Below are 19,772 nucleotides of genomic sequence, written 5' to 3'. Positions count from 1 at the left end.
AACCGGCGCCCCCAAGGCGCCGCACGAATTAAAAAGGCCAAAAGGCCGCATCGTCGGGCCAAGTCACCGCCCGACCCTGCTACAGGGGACCACATGGGACTATTCATTTTGCGCCGGCTGGGTGTGATGTTGCTGACGGCGCTCTGCCTGACGTTCATCGTATTCTGGCTGACCAATCTCTATCCGAACCTCGAAAAACTCGCCAAGACCCAAGGCAACTTCCGCATGTCGGACGAGGCCGTGGCCAGCTACCTCAAAGACCGCGGCTACCTGCAGCCCACGGTCGACAAATTCGGCGAATGGCTGGGCGTGCTGCCCGGCTGGGTCACGGAAGGCGAGACGCCCGAGGAAACCTTTGGCCGCTGTTTCGCCCCCGGCACCCCGGAGGAAGACCGCCCCACCCGCTGCGGCATCCTGCAAGGCGATTGGGGATTCTCGACCGTCTTCAAAGAACCCGTGGGCGAGACGGTGCTGACCCGTCTGGCGCTGACCGGCAAGCTGATGTTCTGGGTGCTGGTGCTGATGGTCCCCTCGGCGCTGATCGTCGGCGTGCTGGCGGGGATGCGCGAAGGCTCCAAGCTCGACCGCTCGCTCTCCACCTTCTCCATCGCCACCACGGCGACGCCGGAATATGTCTCGGGGGTGATCTTCATCGCGGTACTCGCCTCCTCTCGCTTTGGCCTCTCGCCACTGTTGGCCGAATGGGGCTGGATCGACAGCAAGACACTGTTTCTGGGCTCGGCCACCTCTGCCATGAAAGACGCGAACTTCTGGAACTTCTTCCTGCCGGTGCTGACCATCTCGCTCTACGGCATGGGCTATATCGCGCGGATGACACGGGCCTCGATGACCGAGGTGATGACCGCGCAATATATCCGCACCGCAAGGCTTAAGGGCGTGAAATTCTCGGAGATCGTGCTGAAACACGCGCTGCGCAACGCACTCATTGCGCCCTTCACCGTGATCATGCTGCAAATCCCGTGGCTCTTGAACGGCGTGGTGATCGTCGAGACCCTGTTCAACTACAAGGGCTTCGGTTGGCTGCTGGTGCAGGCCGCGGCCAATAACGACATCGAACTGCTGCTGGCGGTCTCGGTCGTGTCGGTGATCGTCGTCCTTGTGACGCAGCTGATCTCGGACATCGGCTATGTTTTCCTCAACCCGCGCATTCGCATTTCTTAAGGGAGCATGGACATGGAACCTTTGACATGGACCGGGTCGCTTGCGGGGCTCAACATCATCTTCCTCGGGCTCGCGGTGCTTCTGGCCTTGGCCGTGGCGGTGCAGATCGTCGTTTCCTTCTTTCCCGCCAGTGAGGCACGCCAGATCAACCCGGACGGCACCGTCGCCCGGCAAGGCGGGCTGGCCGGCGGGGTGAACCGGGCGGTGATCCTGCTCCTTGCGTTGCTGATCCTCGTGCTGCTGATCTATATCATCGCAGGCGCCTTCATGGGGCCGCAGGCGGGCATCATCGGCGGCATGTCGCAGCAGATGCTGCCCGTGTGGATCGCGCTGATCCTGACCTTCGCGCTTTCTATCCACTTCAAGCGGCGGCTCGGCCTATACGGCAAGCTTTTCGACAGCACCGTCGGCATGATCGGTTTCGCCATCGTCATGTTCTGGGTCTACACCGGTATCTTCGGCGGGCTGTTCGACCTGTTGGTGACGCATGACAGCCTCAGCCAGACCTCGGGGATGAAGAACAAACTGCCCGGCACGCCCCTGCGCAGCCCGGATGAAGGCGAATACCCTTGGTTCCTTCTGGGCGGTGACAACCTTGCCCGCGATGTCTTTTCCCGGCTGATCAAAGGGTCTTGGGTCGTGGTGCAGATCGCGCCGATGGCAACGCTCTTTGCCTTTATGGTGGGGATCACGCTGGGCCTGCCTGCGGGATACTATGGCGGGCGGCTGGATACGATCCTCAGCTTTCTGGCGAACCTGATCCTCGCCTTCCCGGTGATCCTGCTCTTCTACCTGCTGGTCACGCCCGAGATCGTGCTCACCGGCATCCCGAACTACATGGCGGTCTTCCTGTTCATCTTCCCGCTGATCTTCCTCGCCGTGCTGTTGAACGCGCGCTACTACACGCAACCTTCGTTCCGCACGCCGCTTCTGATCGTGGTGCTTGGGGTGGTCGGCTGGCTCTACCTGTCGCTGGTCTCCACCGACGGGGCGATCGTGGCGACGGACAGCTACCGTATCCCCGGCCTTCCCAGCATGATCGACCTCTTCGACATCGACCCCGGCGTGCTGGTGGTCTTTGTCTCGGTGGTCTTCGTGAACTCGCCCACGGTGTTCCGCATCGTGCGCGGCTTGGCACTCGACATCAAAACCCGCGACTACGTCGCCGCCGCCCAGACCCGTGGCGAAGGCCCGTGGTATATCATGCTATGGGAAATTCTGCCCAATGCGCGCGGTCCGCTGATCGTCGATTTCTGCCTGCGCATCGGCTATACCACGATCCTTCTGGGCACGCTGGGCTTCTTTGGTCTGGGGCTGGAGAGCGAGAGCCCCGACTGGGGCAGCACGATCAACGCGGGCCGCCGCCTGCTGTCGCTCTACCCGCATGCCGCTATTGCGCCTGCGCTGGCGCTGCTGAGCCTCGTGCTGGGTCTGAACCTCTTGGCCGATGGCCTGCGCGAAGAATCTCTGCGTGACTAAGAAGAATCCTCCGGGGGGCCAGCCCTCCCGGCCCCTTTTGATCCCCCGACTGGGAGAGCCAAATGCCAAAGACTGACTACGACGGTCCCATTCTTGAGATCAACAACCTGTCGATCTCTTTCTTCACCCGCCTGCGGGAGATTCCCGCCGTGATGGATTTCTCCGTCAACGTCCAACCCGGCGAGGCCGTGGGGCTGGTGGGCGAAAGCGGCTGCGGCAAATCCACCGTGGCGCTGGGCGTGATGCAGGATCTGGGTCGCAATGGCCGGGTCGTAGGCGGCTCCATCAAGTTCAAAGGCCGCGACCTGAGCGAGATGAGCACGGAAGAGCTACGCGACATTCGCGGCAGCGAAATCGCGATGATCTACCAAGAGCCGATGGCCAGCCTGAACCCCGCCATGCGCATCGGCAAGCAACTGATGGAAGTGCCGATGATCCACGCCGGCATGTCCGAGAAGGAAGCCTATGCACGGGCCCTGCAAGTGGTCACGGACGTAAAGCTGCCGGACCCCGAGCGCATCCTGAAGGCCTATCCGCATCAGCTATCAGGCGGGCAGCAGCAGCGTATCGTCATCGCCATGGCGCTGATGTCCGAACCCTCGCTCCTGATCCTCGATGAGCCGACGACCGCACTCGACGTGACCGTTGAGGCGGCGGTGGTGGAACTGGTGAAGGACCTGGGCAAGAAATACGGCACCTCGATGCTGTTTATCTCGCACAACCTCGGGCTGGTCCTGGAAACCTGCGACCGGATCTGCGTGATGTACTCGGGCGAAGCGGTCGAGAAAGGCTCGATCGAGGATGTCTTTGACGAGATGCAGCATCCCTATACGCAGGCGCTGTTCCGTTCGATCCCGCTGCCGGGGGCCGACAAGAACGCGCGGCCCCTGAAGGCCATCCCGCGCAATTTCCCCCTGCCCCACGAGCGCCCGCCGGGCTGTAACTTCGGCCCGCGCTGCGACTATTTCGTCCCCGGCCGCTGCGACGCCGCGCCGATCCCGATGGAGAGCGTGCCCGCCAACGACCGGCACGAGACCCGTTGCATTCGGTTTCAAGAGATCGACTGGCAAGCGCCCTTGGAGCTGGCCGAAGTCAAGGAAAAAAGCGATGTCGGTGAGGTCGTCCTCAAGATGGACAAGCTCAAGAAATACTACCAAGTCGCGGCCAATGCCATGTTCGGCGGCGGCAATACCAAAGTGGTCAAAGCCAATGAAACCCTCAGCTTCGAGGCCCATGAAAGTGAAACCCTCGCCATCGTGGGCGAGTCGGGCTGTGGCAAGTCCACATTCGCCAAGGTGCTGATGGGGCTAGAGACGGCGACCGAGGGGCATATCTACCTCGACGGGCGGGACATCGGCGGCGTGCCGATTGATGACCGCACGACCAAGAACGTGGCCGATGTGCAGATGGTGTTCCAAAACCCCTTCGACACGCTCAACCCCTCGATGACCGTGGGGCGGCAGATCATCCGCGCCTTGGAGATTTTCCGCATCGGCAAGAATGAGAAAGAGCGCCGCCAGCGCATGCTCGAACTGCTCGATCTGGTAAAACTTCCCCGCGAATTCGCAGGCCGGATGCCGCGCCAACTCTCGGGCGGGCAAAAACAACGCGTCGGCATCGCCCGCGCCTTTGCCGGGGATGCGCGGATCGTGGTGGCGGACGAGCCGGTCTCGGCCCTTGATGTGAGCGTGCAGGCCGCCGTCACCGACCTGCTGATGGAAATCCAGCGCGAGCAAAAGACGACGCTTTTGTTCATCTCCCACGACCTTTCTATCGTGCGCTATCTCTCGGACCGGGTGATGGTGATGTATCTGGGCCATGTGGTCGAACTGGGCGACACCGATCAGGTCTTCGCCCCGCCCTATCACCCCTATACCGAAGCGCTGCTGAGCGCGGTGCCGATTGCCGATACCAAGGTGAAAAAGAAACACATCGTACTCGAAGGCGACGTGCCCTCGGCCATGAACCCGCCCCCGGGCTGCCCTTTCCAGACGCGCTGCCGGTGGAAGTCGCAGGTGCCCGGCGATCTGTGCGAACGCGAGGTGCCGCCGATGGTGACCATGGCCGATGGGCATCAAATCAAATGCCACCTCTCGGCCCAGCAGTTCGCCGAGATGGAACCGGTGATCGAGACAGGCACGGCGGCGGAATGAAAAAAGGCGCGGTTCCGAAGAACCACGCCTCATACCTCAGGCTATCTAAGGGGGAACGGCCTGAGGCTATAACGATCCGGCCAGCATGGCCAAATCAAACCCGGATTTAGGGATCAACGGGCGAACCGGCGGTGTTCACATTGGCCAGACCTTCAGCCACAACATCCGCGAAGGTAGAGACGAGCGCCACATAGAACTCAGTCTCAGAGGGCTGCACGTTGACATAGCCTTCGGGCGCGATCTCATCGCCGCTATAGGCCGAGATCATGACCGGGAAGCTCAGACCAGCGTTGTCGCCGGTGGGGCTTGTGATATCAACAACGCCTTCCAACTCGTTGAATTCTTTGCTGTCGGGCAGCATTGTCGCGCCGTTCAGAGAGATTTTGCGGATGTCGATCTTGATCTGCGGATCGGACCCATCGCTGCTCATCGGCACGCGCTCTGCCACTTCGGCGCGCAGGTCTTCTTCCAGATCAGGATAGAAATCCATGGCATTGCTGTCTGCCGCGGCGGCGACAGAGGATTCAACGTCGATTTTCGAGACCATGATCTTGTCATCGGCGAAGGCAGAGCCGCTCAGCGCGATAACGCTTACACCAGCGGCAAGAGCGATGTTTTTCATATTCGTCAGCATGTCGTTCTCCTTTGATCTTTCCTCTCCGCGGCGAGAATGCCCCGCTGCAAAGTTTCTGATCAGAGAACACCACGATTGCCCCGACGGTTCCCAAGGGGGCCGATGCCAGACGGGCTTACGGGGGTGCAAATAGGCGGACAAACGCCCAAGCGCCCCTCCCAGTCCATAAATATCAATAACTTAGCTGCCCGTGATCACTTTAACGTAATTGCGGGTTTCCTTGTAGGGCGGGATGCCCCCGTATTTCTTCACCGCCCCCGGCCCCGCGTTATAGGCGGCCAGCGCCAGCTCCCAACTGCCGAAAGCGCGGTACTGCATCTTGAGGTAACGCGCCCCGCCTTCGAGGTTTTGCACCGGATCGGCGGGATCGACACGCAGCGCCCGCGCGGTCTGCGGCATCAACTGCGCCAGCCCCATCGCCCCCTTGTGCGACAGCGCCTTGGGGTTCCAGCCGCTTTCCTGCTGCACCAACCGCAAAAACAGATCGACCGGGATGCCATGGCGCGTGGCCGCGGCGCGGGCATGGGTTAGAAAGGCCCCTTTGTAAGACCCGTTGTATTTCGGCACATCCCATTTCGTCGGGGTGACGACCTTGGGCGGTTGCAGCCGCACGGAGGCGGAATATTGTTTGGATGCCCGATTATCGAGGATGCTTTTCTGCGAGGCAAAGAGCCCCGCGCGGTTCTTGCTGGCGAACATATCGGCAGCCGCTGGTGCCGCCCCCATCGCGATGATCCCGGCTGCCGTCAAACTCACCGCGGCCAGACCGGCCAAAAGTCCCGTCTTTCGCATATCTGCCCCCTGCCGTTGCATTGCGCGCAGTATACTTAAATGCGCCCCTTCTACCAGCCCCCGAAATCCCGGCCATTTCGCGGGCCGTGGCGATGGGCTGCGGGATGGAAAGCCGGTGTCATCCGGCGAACAAGCACGATATAAACAGCCGAATTGGGCGCGCTCGGATTCGCGCCCGACGCAATGACACAGCAACGATAAACGAGGGGGCAAGATGGCCGGCTCAGTGAACAAAGTGATCCTTATCGGCAACCTCGGGCGCGACCCCGAGGTGCGGTCGTTCCAGAACGGCGGCAAAGTGTGCAACCTGCGCATCGCCACCTCGGAGACATGGAAAGACCGCAACACCGGTGAGCGCCGCGAGAAGACCGAATGGCATTCAGTGGCGATCTTTCAAGAAGGGCTCGTCCGCGTGGCCGAGCAATACCTCAAGAAGGGCTCCAAAGTGTATATCGAGGGCCAGTTGCAGACCCGCAAATGGCAGGACCAATCGGGCGCAGACCGCTATAGCACCGAAGTCGTGCTGCAAGGCTTCGGCGGCACGCTGACCATGCTCGACGGTCCCGGCGGCGGCTCCGGCGGCGGCGGTGGCGGCGGCGGCTACGGTGGTGGCGGCGGTGGCGGCTACGGCGGTGGCGGCAACGACTACGGCGGCGGCTATGACAGCGGCCCGTCCTCGTCGGGCGGCGGTGGCGGCGGCGGCAGCCGTGACCTCGATGATGAGATTCCGTTCTGATTTAGACTGTTGGGTGGGGCGCTGGAGCGCCCTGCCCGCCTTGAGCGACGGCTCAAGAATACCACCCAGCCCGGAATCAAGCCGAAGGCGCCGGGCCATCGCCTGCCCGCCCCACCGGGTAAGCGATTTGGTGAAGTTAGCCGCGACTTTGCGGGCGCACATCACGGTTGAGGCATAAAGTGGCACGAAACGAGGTTGGATCGCCGACCCGCGGGCAGGCGATGGCCCTCGGCTAGACAGTAGCCTCGCGCAGAGACACGTCTCAGGCCAACTGATCCGAAAATTACCTAGCCCGAATTTTAACTGCAGGCGATGGCCCTTTACGCGAAGCCGTAGCCGTGGGGCTTCAGCCGAGCGCATCCCGCAGCAGCCCAAGCACCTGCTCGTTCTCCACCTCGGCCCCCGCAAAGGCCTGCCCGATGCCCCGCGCCAGAACGAAACGCAAACGGCCATCGACGACCTTTTTGTCCTGCCCCATCAGCCGCAGCAGTTCCTCGGCTTCGGGCAGGTCGCCGGGAATGTCGCGCAGGTCGGTCTTCATGCCCATCTGCACCAAATGGGCGCGCAGACGGCTTGGGTCTTCCTGCGGGCAAAGCCCCAGCCGCGCGGAAAGCTCAAACGCCAGCGCACAGCCAATCGCCACCCCTTCGCCATGCAGCAGCCGGTCGGAATAGCCCGTCGCCGCCTCAAGCGCATGGCCGAATGTATGGCCAAGGTTCAAAAGCGCACGGTCGCCCTGCTCTGTCTCGTCGCGCTCCACGATATCGGCTTTCATCTCAACCGACCGGCGCACCGCTTCGATCCGGGCGGCCATATCGCCTGCCGCAAGGGCCGGGCCCTGCGCCTCCAGCCAGTCAAAGAACGCCGCATCGCCGAGTAGCCCGTATTTTACTACTTCGCCATAACCGGCAAGGAAATCCCGGTTGGGCATGGTGCTCAACACCTCGGTATCCGCCAGCACGAGGCTGGGCTGGTGGAAGGCCCCGATCAGGTTCTTGCCTTGGCGCGCGTTGATCCCCGTCTTGCCGCCCACCGAACTGTCGACCTGCGCCAAAAGAGAGGTGGGGATCTGCACGAAACGCACCCCGCGCCGCAGCACGGCGGCGGCGAAACCCACCAGATCACCGATCACCCCGCCACCAAAGGCCACGACGATATCACCTCGCTCCACCTGCTCATCAAGCAGCCAGTCCACGCAGCGTTGAAGATTGGCCCAATCCTTGGTCCCCTCGCCGGGGGCGAGTTCCAGCGCAGACATCGCGATGCCCTCGGCGGCCAAGCCCTCCCGTAGCGCGTTTAAATGCAATGCGGCGACGCGGCTTTCCGTGATGACGGCCACCCGCTTGCGGCGCAGCAGCGGCGCGATCAGCGCGCCCGCGTCCGCCAGCAAGCCCGGCCCGATAACCACGTCGTACTCCCGCCCCGGCAGGGCGACGGAAACCGTCTCACGCATCCAATCTCTCCAAAACATCGGGCCTTGTCAGCAGCTTGTCGATCACCCGGTTGGCCATGGCGTCAATCGACAGACGCGGATCGCAGCGCACCGAAAGATCAGCCAGCCGGTACAGCGGCACCCGGTCGCGGTAAAGCGCCGCCAGCGTGGCCTTGGGATCAGCCGTGCGCAGCAGCGGACGGCTGTCCTTGTAGCGCACCCGGTTCCACAGCAGATCCAAATCCGCATCCAGCCAAAGCGCCACACCGTAAGCTGCGATATTGTCGCGGTTCACCTCGGCCAGAAAGGCGCCGCCGCCGGTCGACAGAATGCAGCGCTCCTCGGCCAAAAGCCGCGCGATCACCTCGGTCTCGCGCTTGCGAAAGAACGGCTCCCCGTCCCGTGTGAAAATCTCAGGCACGCTGAGATTGGCCGCTGCTTCGATCTCCGCATCGCTGTCCAGAAAAGGCGCGCCCAGTTTGGCCGAGACCGCACGTCCCACCGCCGTCTTGCCCGCGCCCATCATGCCAACCAGCGCCACCGTCTTGTTCAGACGGTAGCGGGGCGGCGTTTCTTCGCCATCGGTGATGCTGTGCTTAATTCCGCTCATTTTTCTCTGAATGACGTGATCTTGCCGAAAAGGCCATATATAGTTTGGCAAAATAGCAGAATTCCGGGCAGGCATAAATCATGGGTAAACTTTTTAAGCTTTTGATATTTCTATTGATTGTCGGCTTCATCGGTCTTGTGGGCTATGCCTATGTCGGGCCTTTCTTTGGCGTGGATTTTTCGCCCGAGCAGATTGAGACGCGCCAGCCTGTCACGCTGACAGCGGATTGAGCGGCGTGGCCAACGCCCTGTCCAAAGGCAAATGGGCCCTTTGTGCTGCATTGATCTGTTCGGTCAGCGCCACAGCCCTGCTGGCCGAATCCGAAGAAGACCGCAATCTGGGCCGCGAATCGCGACAGGCGTCTGAACGGCAAGAACAGCCCCCCGCGGCCAATGATCAGCCGCTGTCGGTGATCGACTGGCTGGGCGCGCAATCGCCGCCCGAAAACCGGCCCAAACGCCCGCCCAACCCGGGCCGGGTGCCGGAACCGCCCGTGGCCGACAGCGCCGTGCCGCCGCCCGTGCAGGTCACGCCCCTGGGCGATGGCGCGCCGCGCCGCATCGGGCTGGTGCCCGGCTCTGTCACCGGGCTGCGCGGGGACATCTGGCTGGGCAGCGACACGACCGCCCTGATCGACCGCATCCGCGACCTGCCGGACCTGCATCTGCCCGCCGCGCAGGCGCTGCTCTACACCGTGCTTCTGGCCGAGGCACAGGCCCCGCAGGGCGAGGCGCGCAACGGCGATCTTTTGGCGCTGGCGCGGGGCGAAAAGCTGATGGAGCTTGGCGCGCTAGACCCTGCGCTGTCGCTCATCGAACAGGCCGGGGTGACCACCTCGACCGCGCATTTCGACCTGTGGATGCAGCTTTCCCTGCTTACCGGGACCGAACATCGCGTCTGCGAACGGTTGGTGAAATCGCCGCATCTGACCCGCGACTATGGCACCCGGATTTTCTGCAACGCCCGCGCCGGCAATTGGGAAAACGCGGCCCTGACCTTTGGCTCGGCCCAAGCGCTTGGCCTGCTGCCCGAGGCGCAGCTCGAACTCTTTGACCGTTTCCTGAACCCGGATTTCTACGAAGGGGCCGAACCGCTGCGCGTGCCGCGCCAGATGGACCCAATGACCTTCCGCCTGTTTGAGACCATTGGCGAGCCCTTGCCCTCTAACATCTTGCCGCGTGCCTATGCGGTGGCCGATCTGCGCGACATCGCCGGATGGAAGGCCCAGCTTGAGGCCGCCGAGCGGCTGACCCGCGCGGGCGCCCTGCCCGACAACCTGCTGCTGGGGCTTTATACTGATCGTCAGCCCGCCGCCTCTGGCGGGGTCTGGGACAGGGTCGCGGCGCTGCAACGGTTTGAGACGGCACTGCGCACCGGCAGCGCCGAGGCGGTGGCCAAGACCCTGCCGCCCGCTTGGGAGGCGATGCGCGAAGCCTCTCTCGAAGTGGCCTTTGCCGCGCTCTTTGCCGAACCGCTCTCGACCATTCCTCTGGCGGGCCGTGCCGCGCGTCTGGCGCGGGATGTGGCGTTGCTGTCGCCTGAGTATGAGGCCGCCGCGGCGCGGGTGATCGGCAAGTCCCCCGAGGACGAATTGCTGCGCGCCGTGGCCGTGGGCGACGCGCCCAAAGGCCCCGCGCCCGATGCGCCATTGGCCGCCGCGGTGCATGACGCTTTCGCCAACCCCAGCCCCCGCGCCGACCTGATGGCGCTGGCGCGGGACAAGGAATTGGGCATGGCGATTTTGCGCCTATTGTCGCTCTTGCATGACGGGGCGAGTGGTGACACATCGGCGCTCCGCGACGCCCTAGCCACCCTACGCGCCCTCGGGTTGGAAGACACCGCCCGACGTGCCGCCTTGCAGATTGTATTGCTCCAGCAATGATGATGTCCCAGACCCCGACCTTTCATTGGATCTCCAGCTTTCTGGAGGCCGCCGCCGCCGAACAGGGTGCCGCCACCAACACGCAGCTGGCCTATGGCCGCGACCTGAAGGATTTCGATTCCTTTCTCGCGCAGCGCAACCATGACTTCCTGACCGCCAGCCGCGGCGAGGTCGAAGATTACCTTGTTTATTGCGATGCGCAGGGGCTGGCCAAATCCACCCGCGCGCGGCGGCTCTCGGCGATCAAACAGCTTTACCGCTTTGCCTTTGAGGAAGGGCTGCGCGAAGACAACCCAGCAGTGCAAATCGCCGGGCCGGGGCAGGACAAACGCCTGCCCAAGATCCTGTCCGAGGAAGAGGTCGACCGGCTGCTCGATGCCGCGCGCAACTCTGGCCGGTCGCTGGCCGATCGACTGCGCAACACCTGCTTGATGGAGCTGCTCTATGCCACCGGCATGCGGGTCAGCGAATTGGTCAGCCTGCCGGTCAGCGCCGCGCGGGGCGATCCGCGCCTGCTGCTGATCGCGGGCAAGGGGGGCCGCGAGCGGCTGGTGCCCCTGTCAGAGCCCGCGCGCGACGCGCTGGCGGCATGGCTCGTGGTGCGCGACAAGGCGGATGAGGCGGCCCAAGCCAAGGGCAAACCGCCTGCGCGGCACCTCTTCCCGTCCCGCGGGGCGACGGGGCATCTGACGCGGCATCGGTTCTATCTGCTGATCAAGGAATTCGCCGTCACCGGCGGTGTGCCGCCCGAGAAAGTCACGCCCCACACCCTGCGCCATGCCTTTGCCACGCATCTGCTGGCCAATGGCGCCGATCTGCGGGCGATCCAGACCATGCTGGGCCACGCCGATGTCGCCACGACCGAGATCTATACCCATGTCTTGGAAGAGCGCCTCTCGGACCTCGTGCTGGAGCGTCACCCCCTCGCCAAGGACGGCACCCGCAATTCCGGCGGCAACACGTCTTCCGAAGGCCAGTAACCGCTTTGTAGCGCGTCTGCATAGGCGCGCGGCAAGCCCGCCTTGGCCATATCGGCTACGGCCCCGGCCACATCGTAACTCAGCCGGTGAAAGCCCACCTCACCCCCGTCGAGCAGCGCCACCCGCGTCTGCTGGCCGCCGTCATGGGGCGGCATCCCGATCACGCCTGCGTTGATCCAACGCCCGCGCGCTGTCTCGCGTATGAAGGGCAGACCGGAGTGGCCCGCGATGATGTGATCGACGGGGCCGACAGCCGCCTCCAAGGCGCGCCATTCCTCCTCGAATACCGCCTCTGCACTCTCGGACCAGATGAACCGCGCCACATCGCGCACCCCGCCGTGGATCACGCCATAGCGCTGGCCCTGATGGCGGAACACGGCCACATCTGGCAGGCGACCCATCCAGTCTTTCGCGCCTGCGTCCAACTGGCCTGCCGCATGGGCGTACCACGCGCCCGAGAGCATGTCGCAACTGCTGCCCGGCGCAAATCCGCAACCGCAATCCTCGGCCCCGCTGGCCAATTGCACCTCGCAATTGCCTGCCACCACCGCGCAGCCAAGCGCCCGGATTGCTGCCACGCATTCGCACGGCGCGCCGCAATAGGCAACAATGTCGCCGGTGCAGATCATCTGCCCCCCGTCGATGCCGCGCGCCGCGGCGAAAGCCGCCAGCGCCTCGACCGCCTGAAGGTTGGAATAGGGCCCGCCAAAAAGCAGCAGCGGCCCGTCCAAAACCCCAAGCTCCGCGCAGTTGATTTTCGCCTGCATCGCACCACCCTGCCCCGTTGCAACCCTTGAATGACGCAGCCCCTGCGCCCATAACATTCGCAACACATAATGGATGGATTTAGACCTCATGGAAACGGGCCCCGCCCTTTTTGACACCGCTTTCTGGATCAGCACCGGAATTATCCTGTTCCTCCTTGTCCTCTCGGGCTTCTTCTCAGGCTCCGAGACCGCCCTGACCGCCGCCTCGCGCGGCAAGCTGCGGGCGCAGGCCGACAAGGGCGCAAGCGGCGCGATCCGGGCGCTCAAGATCACCGAGGATAACGAGCGGCTGATCGGCTCGGTCCTTTTGGGCAACAACTTGGTCAACATCCTTGCCGCCTCCATGGCGACAGCGCTCTTCACCCGGCTCTTCGGTGAAAGCGGCGTGGCGCTGGCGACGCTGGTGATGACGCTTCTGGTGCTCGTCTTTGCCGAGGTGCTGCCCAAGACCTATGCCATCACCAATGCCGAAACGGCGGCGGCGCTGGTCTCGCGCCCGATTAGCATCGTGGTGCTTATCTTCTCGCCCGTGGTGACGGCGGTGCGCTATTTCGTGCGCGGGGTGCTGCGGCTTTTCGGCGTGCAGATCGACCCCGACAGCAACATTCTGGCGGTGCGCGAGGAAATCGCCGGGGCGCTGCAACTGGGCCATTCCGAAGGCGTTGTCGAAAAGGAAGACCGAGACCGTATTCTGGGCGCGCTCGACCTGCGCGAACGCGCGGTCGAAGAGGTCATGCTGCACCGTTCGGGGATCGAGATGATCGACGCGGATTCAGACCCGACCGACATCATGGAGAAATGCCTGCAATCGAACCACACCCGCCTGCCGGTCTTTCGCGATGACCCTGAAAACATCATCGGCGTGATCCATGCCAAGGACCTGTTGCGCGCCATGTACAAGCTGATCGGCGGCCCCAACGGCGATGCCGCAGCGCTTAACGGGTTCAACGTGGCCGATGTGGTGATGAAACCCTATTTCGTGCCCGAAACCTCGACCCTGGACGAACAGATGCGCCAGTTCCTGCGCCGCCGCACGCATTTTGCACTGGTGGTGGACGAATATGGCTCGCTCCAAGGGCTGATCACGCTCGAAGACATCCTCGAAGAGATCGTGGGCGAGATCACGGATGAGTTTGATCCCGATGCGGATCACCCGCTGAAACAGTCGGACGACGGGCATCTGATGGTCGAAGGCGCGATGACGATCCGCGACCTCAACCGCGCCACCGATTGGTCCCTGCCCGATGACGAGGCCAATACCGTGGCCGGGCTGGTCATCCATGAGGCGCAGATGATCCCCACCGTGGGGCAGGTCTTCTCCTTCCACAACTTCCGCTTTGAGGTGATCGAACGGGACGGCAACCGGATCACCCAGCTCAAGATCCGCCCCCTCTGATCCGGCTTAGGCCGGGGTGTCCACCGCTGCCTGCACGTCCTTGCAGGCGGCGGACCAGATGCGCGCCCGGTCGGGGCCGAAGGGCACCTCTTCGAAGGCGCGGCGCAGATGATCTTCTGCCGCGTCACGGGCGGCGGCAGACAGGCCGGGGTCAGGGTGCTGCATCAGCCCTGTAAGCACCTCTTGCAAGACCATCTGCACATCGACGACCGAGGCGCCATCCCGCGCCAGCGCACCAAATCCGTCTTCGATCAGCGCCTCCGCCGGGATCGGCGGGATATGCAGGTTCGGCAGCGCGACCTTGCCGCCCGGCTTGGCCTCATCCGAATAATAGGACAGCACGCGCCCGATGCGGGTGATCACGTCAATCGCCGTGCCGCCATCGTTGATCCCCGGCGACAGCGCCTTGGAGGCAACCTCGCCCAGCACCCGCAAGCCGAAACGGGGGTCTTGGTCAAAGGTGCGCAGATCGCCCAGTTGCACGGTCTCCAAAACCTTTTGCTCTAGACTGTCCCAATCATGTTCCGCGTCCTGCGGGCTGCCCCGCCGGGTGACCATGACCAAAGGCTCTCCGACAAAGACGAAATCACCGATGCGCCGGGGCATATAGATCGCCACCCCATGGTCGCGCGCCTGCTGGTCCAGCGCCTCGGGGTAGATATGTTTGATATAGCCGCTCTCGGGGGCAAAGATCGGGCGGGCGTCATCGGGCACAGGACCGGTCAGGGGATGGCCGCCCATGCAGGGCGTTTTCAGCCGTTCCTTGAACAATGAGGTGGTCACCGTCTCGATCTGGCGGGTGGTGTCGATCAGGCTGCCGAAGCTTTGCAGATGCAGCACCCAGCGGATAAGGAAGATCACGATGATCGCCAGCACCAACACCGTGGTCAGGAACAGCACGAAAGAGCGTTCATCGACATAGATGCCCAACTCGCGCATGATGATCGCCACCAGCGCATAGACATAGGCGCCGATAAAGACGGCCAGCGTGTTCTGGGTGGTGCGGTCCTGAATGATCAGCCGATGCGCCCGTGGCGTGAACTGGGCCGAGGACGAGCGGTAGACCGTGACCATGATGGTGATGGAAAAGATCGTGACCGCCAGCATCGCATCGGCGATGATCTGCAACAGACGATCCGCCGCTTCGCCGGTCAACCTCGTGGCGACTTCCTTGGGCACCAAGGGCTCAAAAAGCTGGGTCAGCCCGAGGGCGACGAAGGCCAGCAGCCCCATGAAGACCACCCGCACCCAAAGTTTGCGAGAATATTCGCGGGCTTTGCGAAACAGCGTGTACGGGATCAGGTCCTTGATATTCATGGGGAAAGGGTAGCACGAAAAAGCGCCCTGCCAACGGCGGTTTAGCGGAATTTGCACTCTGGCCCGGCGCGAAACGCCGCCCCACGGCGCGGGGGCAAGAAAGCCCTTATCCTCGCCCCCCGTGCCCGGTAGGTTGGGTGGCATGACGATAGCCCCTTTGCCCGTGATCCTCCTCGCCGCCGGGGCCTCAACTCGGATGCGGGGACGTGACAAATTGATGGAAGACATAGGCGGTGAGCCCTTGCTGCGTCGTCAGGCACGGCTGGCGCAGGGCATTGGCCCCGTCACCGTCGCCCTGCCGCCCGCGCCGCATCCGCGCTACACAGCGCTCAGCGGGCTGGATATCACGCCGCTTCCCGTTCCCGATGCAGAGGAAGGCATGGGCGCCAGCCTGCGCCGCGCCTTCGCCGCCCTGCCGTTGGACACGCCCGCCGCCATGGTGCTGCTGGCCGATATGCCCGCGCTTGGGGCCAGCGATCTTGCCCGCCTCGCGGCTGCGGTGGACCTGACGGGCGAGACTCTGATCTGGCGCGCGACCACGGCGGACGGCAAGCCCGGGCACCCCATCATCTTTGCCGCCGCGCTTTTCGATCAGTTGAAACAGCTGCGCGGCGATGACGGGGGCCGCGCGGTTGTGCGCGCTGCCGCAGACCGGATGCAGCTTGTGCCCCTGCACGGCCAGCGCGCACGGCGCGACCTCGACACGCCCGAGGACTGGACGGCGTGGCGCGCAGAGCAGGGATAGCCCGCAGATGAAAAAACGGGGCGGTCGCCCGCCCCGTTTTCAAACTGTGTCACGCTCAGCTCTTGCCGGATTACTTCACCAGCAGGCTGGCCTCGTGCTTTTTCAGCGAACGACGCGCGGCGGTGTAGCCTTCGATCCCGTCCTTTGTCGCCAGTTCGGGGAACAGTTCAAAGATTTCCTGACGCTGCTCTTCACCGATACCGGCCAGCGACATGTCACCGGGCTGGAAGCTCTCGGTCCATGTCCCGTCGGAGAGGATCACCTCGTGACGGTCGAACATCACATGGATGTAGCTGGTGCCCGAAACCTCGACCACGTCGATGCCTTCCATCCCGGTCAGATGTTTCGCCGCAACGAGCACCTCACGCTCTTCGAAGTAGAGCGCGGTCTTTTCGTTGGCGACCAAGACGCGGTGGTTGGGGCTGACCATCATGTCACGCTCAGGCAGATCGTTGCCAAGCGCGCCTTTGCGGATCAGCACCGGCTTGAGATGGGCGGCCATTTCGAACTCGGCCCCGGTCATCTCACGCGCGCCGACCCAGCGGATCGTCTGGATGCCATTGTCGCGGGTGATGACCCGGTCACCGACCTGAAGCGCCTCGACCGGTACCTCACCGCGCGGTGTGGCGATCTTGGTCCCCGGTGTGAAACAGGGGATCACATTCTCGATCTCGACGAAATTCAAACGCCCGGCATCGCTGCCATCTTGGTTGAAGTAGTCAACGAAACCGTCTTCGCGGTCATCGGAGGTATAGGTGATCTCCAGACGGCCACCTTCGGGGGCAGAGCCGCGCAGGTCGAGCGTGTCGTAATCCACGCCCGCGCTGCCACCGTCGACATCATCGCCCGCGTTGACGTTGACGAAGCTGTCCTGATCGGCACCGCCGGTCATCACGTCGACGCCTGCGCCACCGTCGAGCAGATCGTCGCCCCGACCGCCTTGCAGTTCGTCGTCGCCTTCGCCGCCCATCAGCGTGTCATTCTCACCGCCACCGTCGAGCAGGTCATTGCCTTCGCCGCCGACCAGCAGGTCGTCGTCCCGGTTGCCGCGCAGGGTGTCGTCGCCGGTGCCGCCGTCAAGCTCGTCATTGCCCTGACCGCCCGACAGGCTGTCATCGCCCTGACCGCCCAGCAGCGTGTCGTCGCCGGTGTTGCCCGAGATGACGTCATCGTCGATCTGACCGTCGATATAGTCATCGCCCGAGCCGCCGCGCAGCATGTCCGCATCGTCGGCGCCATAGATCACATCATTGCCCGCGCCACCGTCGACCGTGTCCATCCCGTTGTTCGGATTGCGGTCGGGGGTGAAGGGGTTGGACGCATCCTCTTCGTCGGGGATGTCGAGCACGTCGAGACCCAGATCAGGGTCATTGCCCGCATAGATCGTGTCGTTGCCAGCGCCGCCGAGCAGACTGTCGTTGCCCTCGCCGCCGACGATCCGGTCGTCGCCGTCACCGCCGTCGACGATATCGTCGTCGATGCCTGCGTTGATCACGTCATCGCCGGTGCCGCCGGTGATGGTGTCGCGGTCGTCGCCTGTGCTGATCGTGTCATTGCCCGCCCCGCCATCGACGGAGTCGCGGTCATTCTCGGGGTCGGCGTCGGGGTCAAAGCCCAGATCGTCGCTGTCGCTTTCCGGGTAGCCCAGATCGGGGGCGAGGTCATCATTGCCGGTGGTGATCATGTCATCACCCTCACCGCCCTCGACCACGTCGGAGCCTGCGCCCGCCTCGACGATATCATCGCCGTCGCCCGCCAGAATGGTGTCGTCACCGTCCCCCGCGCGAACATAGTCGTCGTCGCCTTCGGCATCGGGCAAGATCGCGTCGTCATTGTCGATCATGTCGCCATCGGGGTCGCCGGTATAGGCGGTGTCGATCAGGTCGTCGCCATCCGTGCCATCGACATAGCCGTCACGATCTGTTGGCGGCGGCGGGGGCGGTGTGCCGCCGTCCTCCACGGTAACGGTTACCGAGCCTTCGTCGGTCAGCCCGTCGGGGTCCGCCACGGTATAGGTGATCGTCGCGTCACCGGTGAAATCGTCATTGGCGACAAAGGTGATGGTGCCATCGTCATTGATGGTCACGGTGCCATCATCGCTCGACGCATCTGTGACGCTCAGGGTGTCGCCGTCGACATCGGTGTCATTGTCCAGAACCGGGATCACGACCGGATCGGTGCCTGTGGTGTCGGCGCTGTCATCATTGGCGACGGGGGCGTCGTTCACCGGGTTCACGGTGACATTCACGGTGCCGGTGTCGGTGCCGCCATTGCCGTCATCCACGGTATAGGTGATCGTGGTGTCACCATTGAAATCCGCGTCCGGCGTGAAGGTCAGCGTGCCATCGTCATTGATGACGACCGGGCCCGCCGGGCAGGTCGCCATGGTGACGGTCAGCGTGTCGCCATCGCTGTCGCAGTCATTGCCCAGCACGTCGACGGTGCCGGAGGTATCTTCGTCGATCTCAAGCACATCGTCTTCGGCCACGGGTGCATCATTGCCGCCGCCTTGGGGCTGGCCATCGTCGAAAGTCAGGTTGTCGATCGCGCCGGAGCCTTCGAAACGGACCTCGAACCGGGACACGCCCTCCACGTTGAGCAGCACAGTACGCTCACCGCCGTCACCCGTAGGATCGACGTATTGGTTCTGGATAACGTTGCCGTCCGCATCGTAAAAGATCATCCGGGTGCCTTCGCCGCCAGTCTCTTCGATATCTTTGAAAGTCAGGCTCTTCATGCGCACCATGTCATCAAAGTCAAAGAACAGGCTGCCGCCGCCGGCGTTGTCGTCCGGGTCGCTCTGGTCGCCGTCTTCGGAGACGATCAACAGCCCCTCAAGCGTGTCGGAGGCCAGATCGCTGTCGCCGCCCGTCGGGTTGCTGCTGTCAAAGATCATCGCATCGCCAGAGCCGCCGCTGGCCGAGACGGTCACGCCCAGATCCGCATATTCGTCGTCAATGATGGTGCCTGCGCTGAACGCATTGAAATCAAGTGTTCTAATCATTGTGAAATCTCCTGAGCGGTGTTGCACGCGGCGCGCAACGCGGCCGTCTTGGAAGTGAATGCTGTTTCAATTTGAGGAATGGAGCGCCGAACGGCAGAGCGGTCGAACCGGGCAATTCTTGCCCCGCAGAAGGCCAGTGGCAGGGCCTGTCGCTTGTGTATCATCTCGTCTCTCCCTCCGTTCACACGCGCCCCGTTGGCAGAAATCCAGATCGAGCGGCACGCATCCTGCGCAACGAAGGGGAAGAGCCGGAACATGGCCCACAGCCGAGGCGCGATGTGCTTCGGTATGTTGTGTTTACGGTCGCAAACTTGCGGCGTACCCACATTTCCCGCATCCCTGATGCGCTTAATGCGGCCGCCCCCGTGACCTACAGACTTCTATGCCCCCCAGTTGGGCACCTATAGGAATAGCCCTCCTATACGAATGGACAAAGCAAAAAATGTTTGAAAATTGCCGGAACCAATTGAAGTTTTGCCACAATTCAGGTGGTTTAGCGCGACTTTTGGACGCGATTGTTTCCGGCACACCCCGCACCGGAAACGCGAATCGCCATAGAATTAAGGTGAATTAACGCCTGCGCAGGACGGCTGCATCGACCCCTCGGTCAAGACTGTTTCGCATTGCGACAATACCGCCGCAAATCAGCCGCATCTGCGCCGC

At 63.2% G+C, this 19,772-nt stretch carries 16 protein-coding genes; 9 read left to right on the top strand and 7 right to left on the bottom strand.

Annotated features, from left to right (window positions below; translation table 11 throughout):
- Positions 1-93 precede the first annotated feature (93 nt).
- From ACGYLQ_RS05505 to ACGYLQ_RS05495, 3 genes are all read left to right on the top strand, one after another.
- Positions 94-1,182 (top strand): ABC transporter permease, encoded by a 1,089-nt coding sequence (locus tag ACGYLQ_RS05505; protein WP_394440979.1) that lies wholly within the window; start codon positions 94-96, stop codon positions 1,180-1,182.
- A 12-nt stretch (positions 1,183-1,194) separates the two neighbouring features.
- A complete protein-coding gene (locus tag ACGYLQ_RS05500; protein WP_394440977.1) occupies positions 1,195-2,661 on the top strand; it encodes an ABC transporter permease in 1,467 nt (488 codons plus the stop codon).
- A gap of 62 nt (positions 2,662-2,723) precedes the next feature.
- Positions 2,724-4,814, top strand: a complete 2,091-nt coding sequence (locus ACGYLQ_RS05495) for a dipeptide ABC transporter ATP-binding protein (RefSeq protein ID WP_394440975.1) — start codon at positions 2,724-2,726, stop codon at positions 4,812-4,814.
- Between the two features lie 106 nt (positions 4,815-4,920).
- Here the strand turns inward: ACGYLQ_RS05495 and ACGYLQ_RS05490 are convergent, their stop codons facing one another.
- Together ACGYLQ_RS05490 and ACGYLQ_RS05485 are read right to left on the bottom strand one after the other, a co-directional pair.
- The gene (locus ACGYLQ_RS05490) at positions 4,921-5,448 is read right to left on the bottom strand and encodes a hypothetical protein (RefSeq protein ID WP_209218906.1); all 528 of its coding nucleotides are present in this window, start codon (positions 5,446-5,448) and stop codon (positions 4,921-4,923) included.
- A 180-nt stretch (positions 5,449-5,628) separates the two neighbouring features.
- On the bottom strand, positions 5,629-6,174 hold the full coding sequence (locus tag ACGYLQ_RS05485; RefSeq protein ID WP_271689979.1) for a lytic transglycosylase domain-containing protein: 546 nt from the start codon (positions 6,172-6,174) through the stop codon (positions 5,629-5,631).
- A 280-nt stretch (positions 6,175-6,454) separates the two neighbouring features.
- On the opposite strand from ACGYLQ_RS05485, the gene ACGYLQ_RS05480 reads away from it, so the two are divergent.
- Positions 6,455-6,976: a single-stranded DNA-binding protein gene (locus ACGYLQ_RS05480; RefSeq protein WP_067261546.1), complete on the top strand. Its 522-nt coding sequence runs from the start codon at positions 6,455-6,457 to the stop codon at positions 6,974-6,976.
- A gap of 346 nt (positions 6,977-7,322) precedes the next feature.
- Here the strand turns inward: ACGYLQ_RS05480 and aroB are convergent, their stop codons facing one another.
- Positions 7,323-8,429 (bottom strand): 3-dehydroquinate synthase, encoded by a 1,107-nt coding sequence (aroB, locus tag ACGYLQ_RS05475; RefSeq protein WP_394440973.1) that lies wholly within the window; start codon positions 8,427-8,429, stop codon positions 7,323-7,325.
- A complete protein-coding gene (locus tag ACGYLQ_RS05470; RefSeq protein ID WP_067266987.1) occupies positions 8,422-9,018 on the bottom strand; it encodes a shikimate kinase in 597 nt (198 codons plus the stop codon). Before ACGYLQ_RS05470 ends, aroB begins: the two co-directional genes overlap by 8 nt.
- Before the next feature lie 80 nt (positions 9,019-9,098).
- On the opposite strand from ACGYLQ_RS05470, the gene ACGYLQ_RS05465 reads away from it, so the two are divergent.
- From ACGYLQ_RS05465 to ACGYLQ_RS05455, 3 genes are read left to right on the top strand one after another with little or no spacing between them, the layout of a single operon-like run.
- Positions 9,099-9,248, top strand: coding sequence for a hypothetical protein (locus ACGYLQ_RS05465; protein WP_007120408.1), 150 nt, complete (start codon positions 9,099-9,101; stop codon positions 9,246-9,248).
- A gap of 5 nt (positions 9,249-9,253) precedes the next feature.
- On the top strand, positions 9,254-10,900 hold the full coding sequence (locus ACGYLQ_RS05460; RefSeq protein ID WP_394440971.1) for a hypothetical protein: 1,647 nt from the start codon (positions 9,254-9,256) through the stop codon (positions 10,898-10,900).
- The gene (locus ACGYLQ_RS05455; protein WP_394440969.1) at positions 10,897-11,880 is read left to right on the top strand and encodes a tyrosine recombinase; all 984 of its coding nucleotides are present in this window, start codon (positions 10,897-10,899) and stop codon (positions 11,878-11,880) included. The genes ACGYLQ_RS05460 and ACGYLQ_RS05455 overlap by 4 nt, the downstream gene beginning before the upstream one ends.
- Here ACGYLQ_RS05455 and ACGYLQ_RS05450 read toward each other — a convergent pair.
- Positions 11,817-12,647, bottom strand: a complete 831-nt coding sequence (locus ACGYLQ_RS05450; RefSeq protein WP_394440967.1) for a metallophosphoesterase family protein — start codon at positions 12,645-12,647, stop codon at positions 11,817-11,819. The genes ACGYLQ_RS05455 and ACGYLQ_RS05450 overlap by 64 nt on opposite strands.
- An 88-nt stretch (positions 12,648-12,735) precedes the next feature.
- Here ACGYLQ_RS05450 and ACGYLQ_RS05445 point away from each other — a divergent pair, with 88 nt between their 5' ends.
- The gene (locus ACGYLQ_RS05445) at positions 12,736-14,043 is read left to right on the top strand and encodes an HlyC/CorC family transporter (RefSeq protein WP_271687478.1); all 1,308 of its coding nucleotides are present in this window, start codon (positions 12,736-12,738) and stop codon (positions 14,041-14,043) included.
- Positions 14,044-14,049: 6 nt separating this feature from the next.
- Here the strand turns inward: ACGYLQ_RS05445 and ACGYLQ_RS05440 are convergent, their stop codons facing one another.
- Positions 14,050-15,504 (bottom strand): DUF2254 domain-containing protein, encoded by a 1,455-nt coding sequence (locus ACGYLQ_RS05440; RefSeq protein WP_394440965.1) that lies wholly within the window; start codon positions 15,502-15,504, stop codon positions 14,050-14,052.
- Between ACGYLQ_RS05440 and ACGYLQ_RS05435 the strand changes: the two genes are divergently transcribed.
- A complete protein-coding gene (locus ACGYLQ_RS05435) occupies positions 15,503-16,105 on the top strand; it encodes an NTP transferase domain-containing protein (protein WP_394440963.1) in 603 nt (200 codons plus the stop codon). The two genes, ACGYLQ_RS05440 and ACGYLQ_RS05435, sit on opposite strands and share 2 nt — an antisense overlap.
- Before the next feature lie 70 nt (positions 16,106-16,175).
- On the opposite strand, the gene ACGYLQ_RS05430 is transcribed toward ACGYLQ_RS05435, so the two are convergent.
- Entirely contained in the window at positions 16,176-19,109 is a 2,934-nt protein-coding gene (locus ACGYLQ_RS05430) for a Hint domain-containing protein (protein ID WP_394440961.1), read from the bottom strand.
- Positions 19,110-19,772 lie beyond the last annotated feature (663 nt).

This window comes from Sulfitobacter sp. 1A12779, assembly GCF_043557315.1.
Lineage (GTDB): Bacteria > Pseudomonadota > Alphaproteobacteria > Rhodobacterales > Rhodobacteraceae > Sulfitobacter > Sulfitobacter faviae.
Note: the sequence above shows the minus strand (reverse complement) of the source record. Positions and strands in the feature narration are given on the sequence as shown.

Bases quoted from the DNA above. Each gene is read 5' to 3' on its own strand.
- aroB (WP_394440973.1), bottom strand. From the start codon at position 8,429: ATGCGTGAGACGGTTTCCGTCGCCCTGCCGGGGCGGGAGTACGACGTG.
- ACGYLQ_RS05435 (WP_394440963.1), top strand. From the start codon at position 15,503: ATGACGATAGCCCCTTTGCCCGTGATCCTCCTCGCCGCCGGGGCCTCA.
- ACGYLQ_RS05440 (WP_394440965.1), bottom strand. From the start codon at position 15,504: ATGCCACCCAACCTACCGGGCACGGGGGGCGAGGATAAGGGCTTTCTT.
- ACGYLQ_RS05505 (WP_394440979.1), top strand. From the start codon at position 94: ATGGGACTATTCATTTTGCGCCGGCTGGGTGTGATGTTGCTGACGGCG.
- ACGYLQ_RS05495 (WP_394440975.1), top strand. From the start codon at position 2,724: ATGCCAAAGACTGACTACGACGGTCCCATTCTTGAGATCAACAACCTG.
- ACGYLQ_RS05465 (WP_007120408.1), top strand. From the start codon at position 9,099: ATGGGTAAACTTTTTAAGCTTTTGATATTTCTATTGATTGTCGGCTTC.
- ACGYLQ_RS05485 (WP_271689979.1), bottom strand. From the start codon at position 6,174: ATGGGGGCGGCACCAGCGGCTGCCGATATGTTCGCCAGCAAGAACCGC.
- ACGYLQ_RS05500 (WP_394440977.1), top strand. From the start codon at position 1,195: ATGGAACCTTTGACATGGACCGGGTCGCTTGCGGGGCTCAACATCATC.
- ACGYLQ_RS05490 (WP_209218906.1), bottom strand. From the start codon at position 5,448: ATGCTGACGAATATGAAAAACATCGCTCTTGCCGCTGGTGTAAGCGTT.
- ACGYLQ_RS05455 (WP_394440969.1), top strand. From the start codon at position 10,897: ATGATGATGTCCCAGACCCCGACCTTTCATTGGATCTCCAGCTTTCTG.
- ACGYLQ_RS05470 (WP_067266987.1), bottom strand. From the start codon at position 9,018: ATGAGCGGAATTAAGCACAGCATCACCGATGGCGAAGAAACGCCGCCC.
- ACGYLQ_RS05450 (WP_394440967.1), bottom strand. From the start codon at position 12,647: ATGCAGGCGAAAATCAACTGCGCGGAGCTTGGGGTTTTGGACGGGCCG.
- ACGYLQ_RS05445 (WP_271687478.1), top strand. From the start codon at position 12,736: ATGGAAACGGGCCCCGCCCTTTTTGACACCGCTTTCTGGATCAGCACC.
- ACGYLQ_RS05480 (WP_067261546.1), top strand. From the start codon at position 6,455: ATGGCCGGCTCAGTGAACAAAGTGATCCTTATCGGCAACCTCGGGCGC.
- ACGYLQ_RS05430 (WP_394440961.1), bottom strand. From the start codon at position 19,109: ATGATTAGAACACTTGATTTCAATGCGTTCAGCGCAGGCACCATCATT.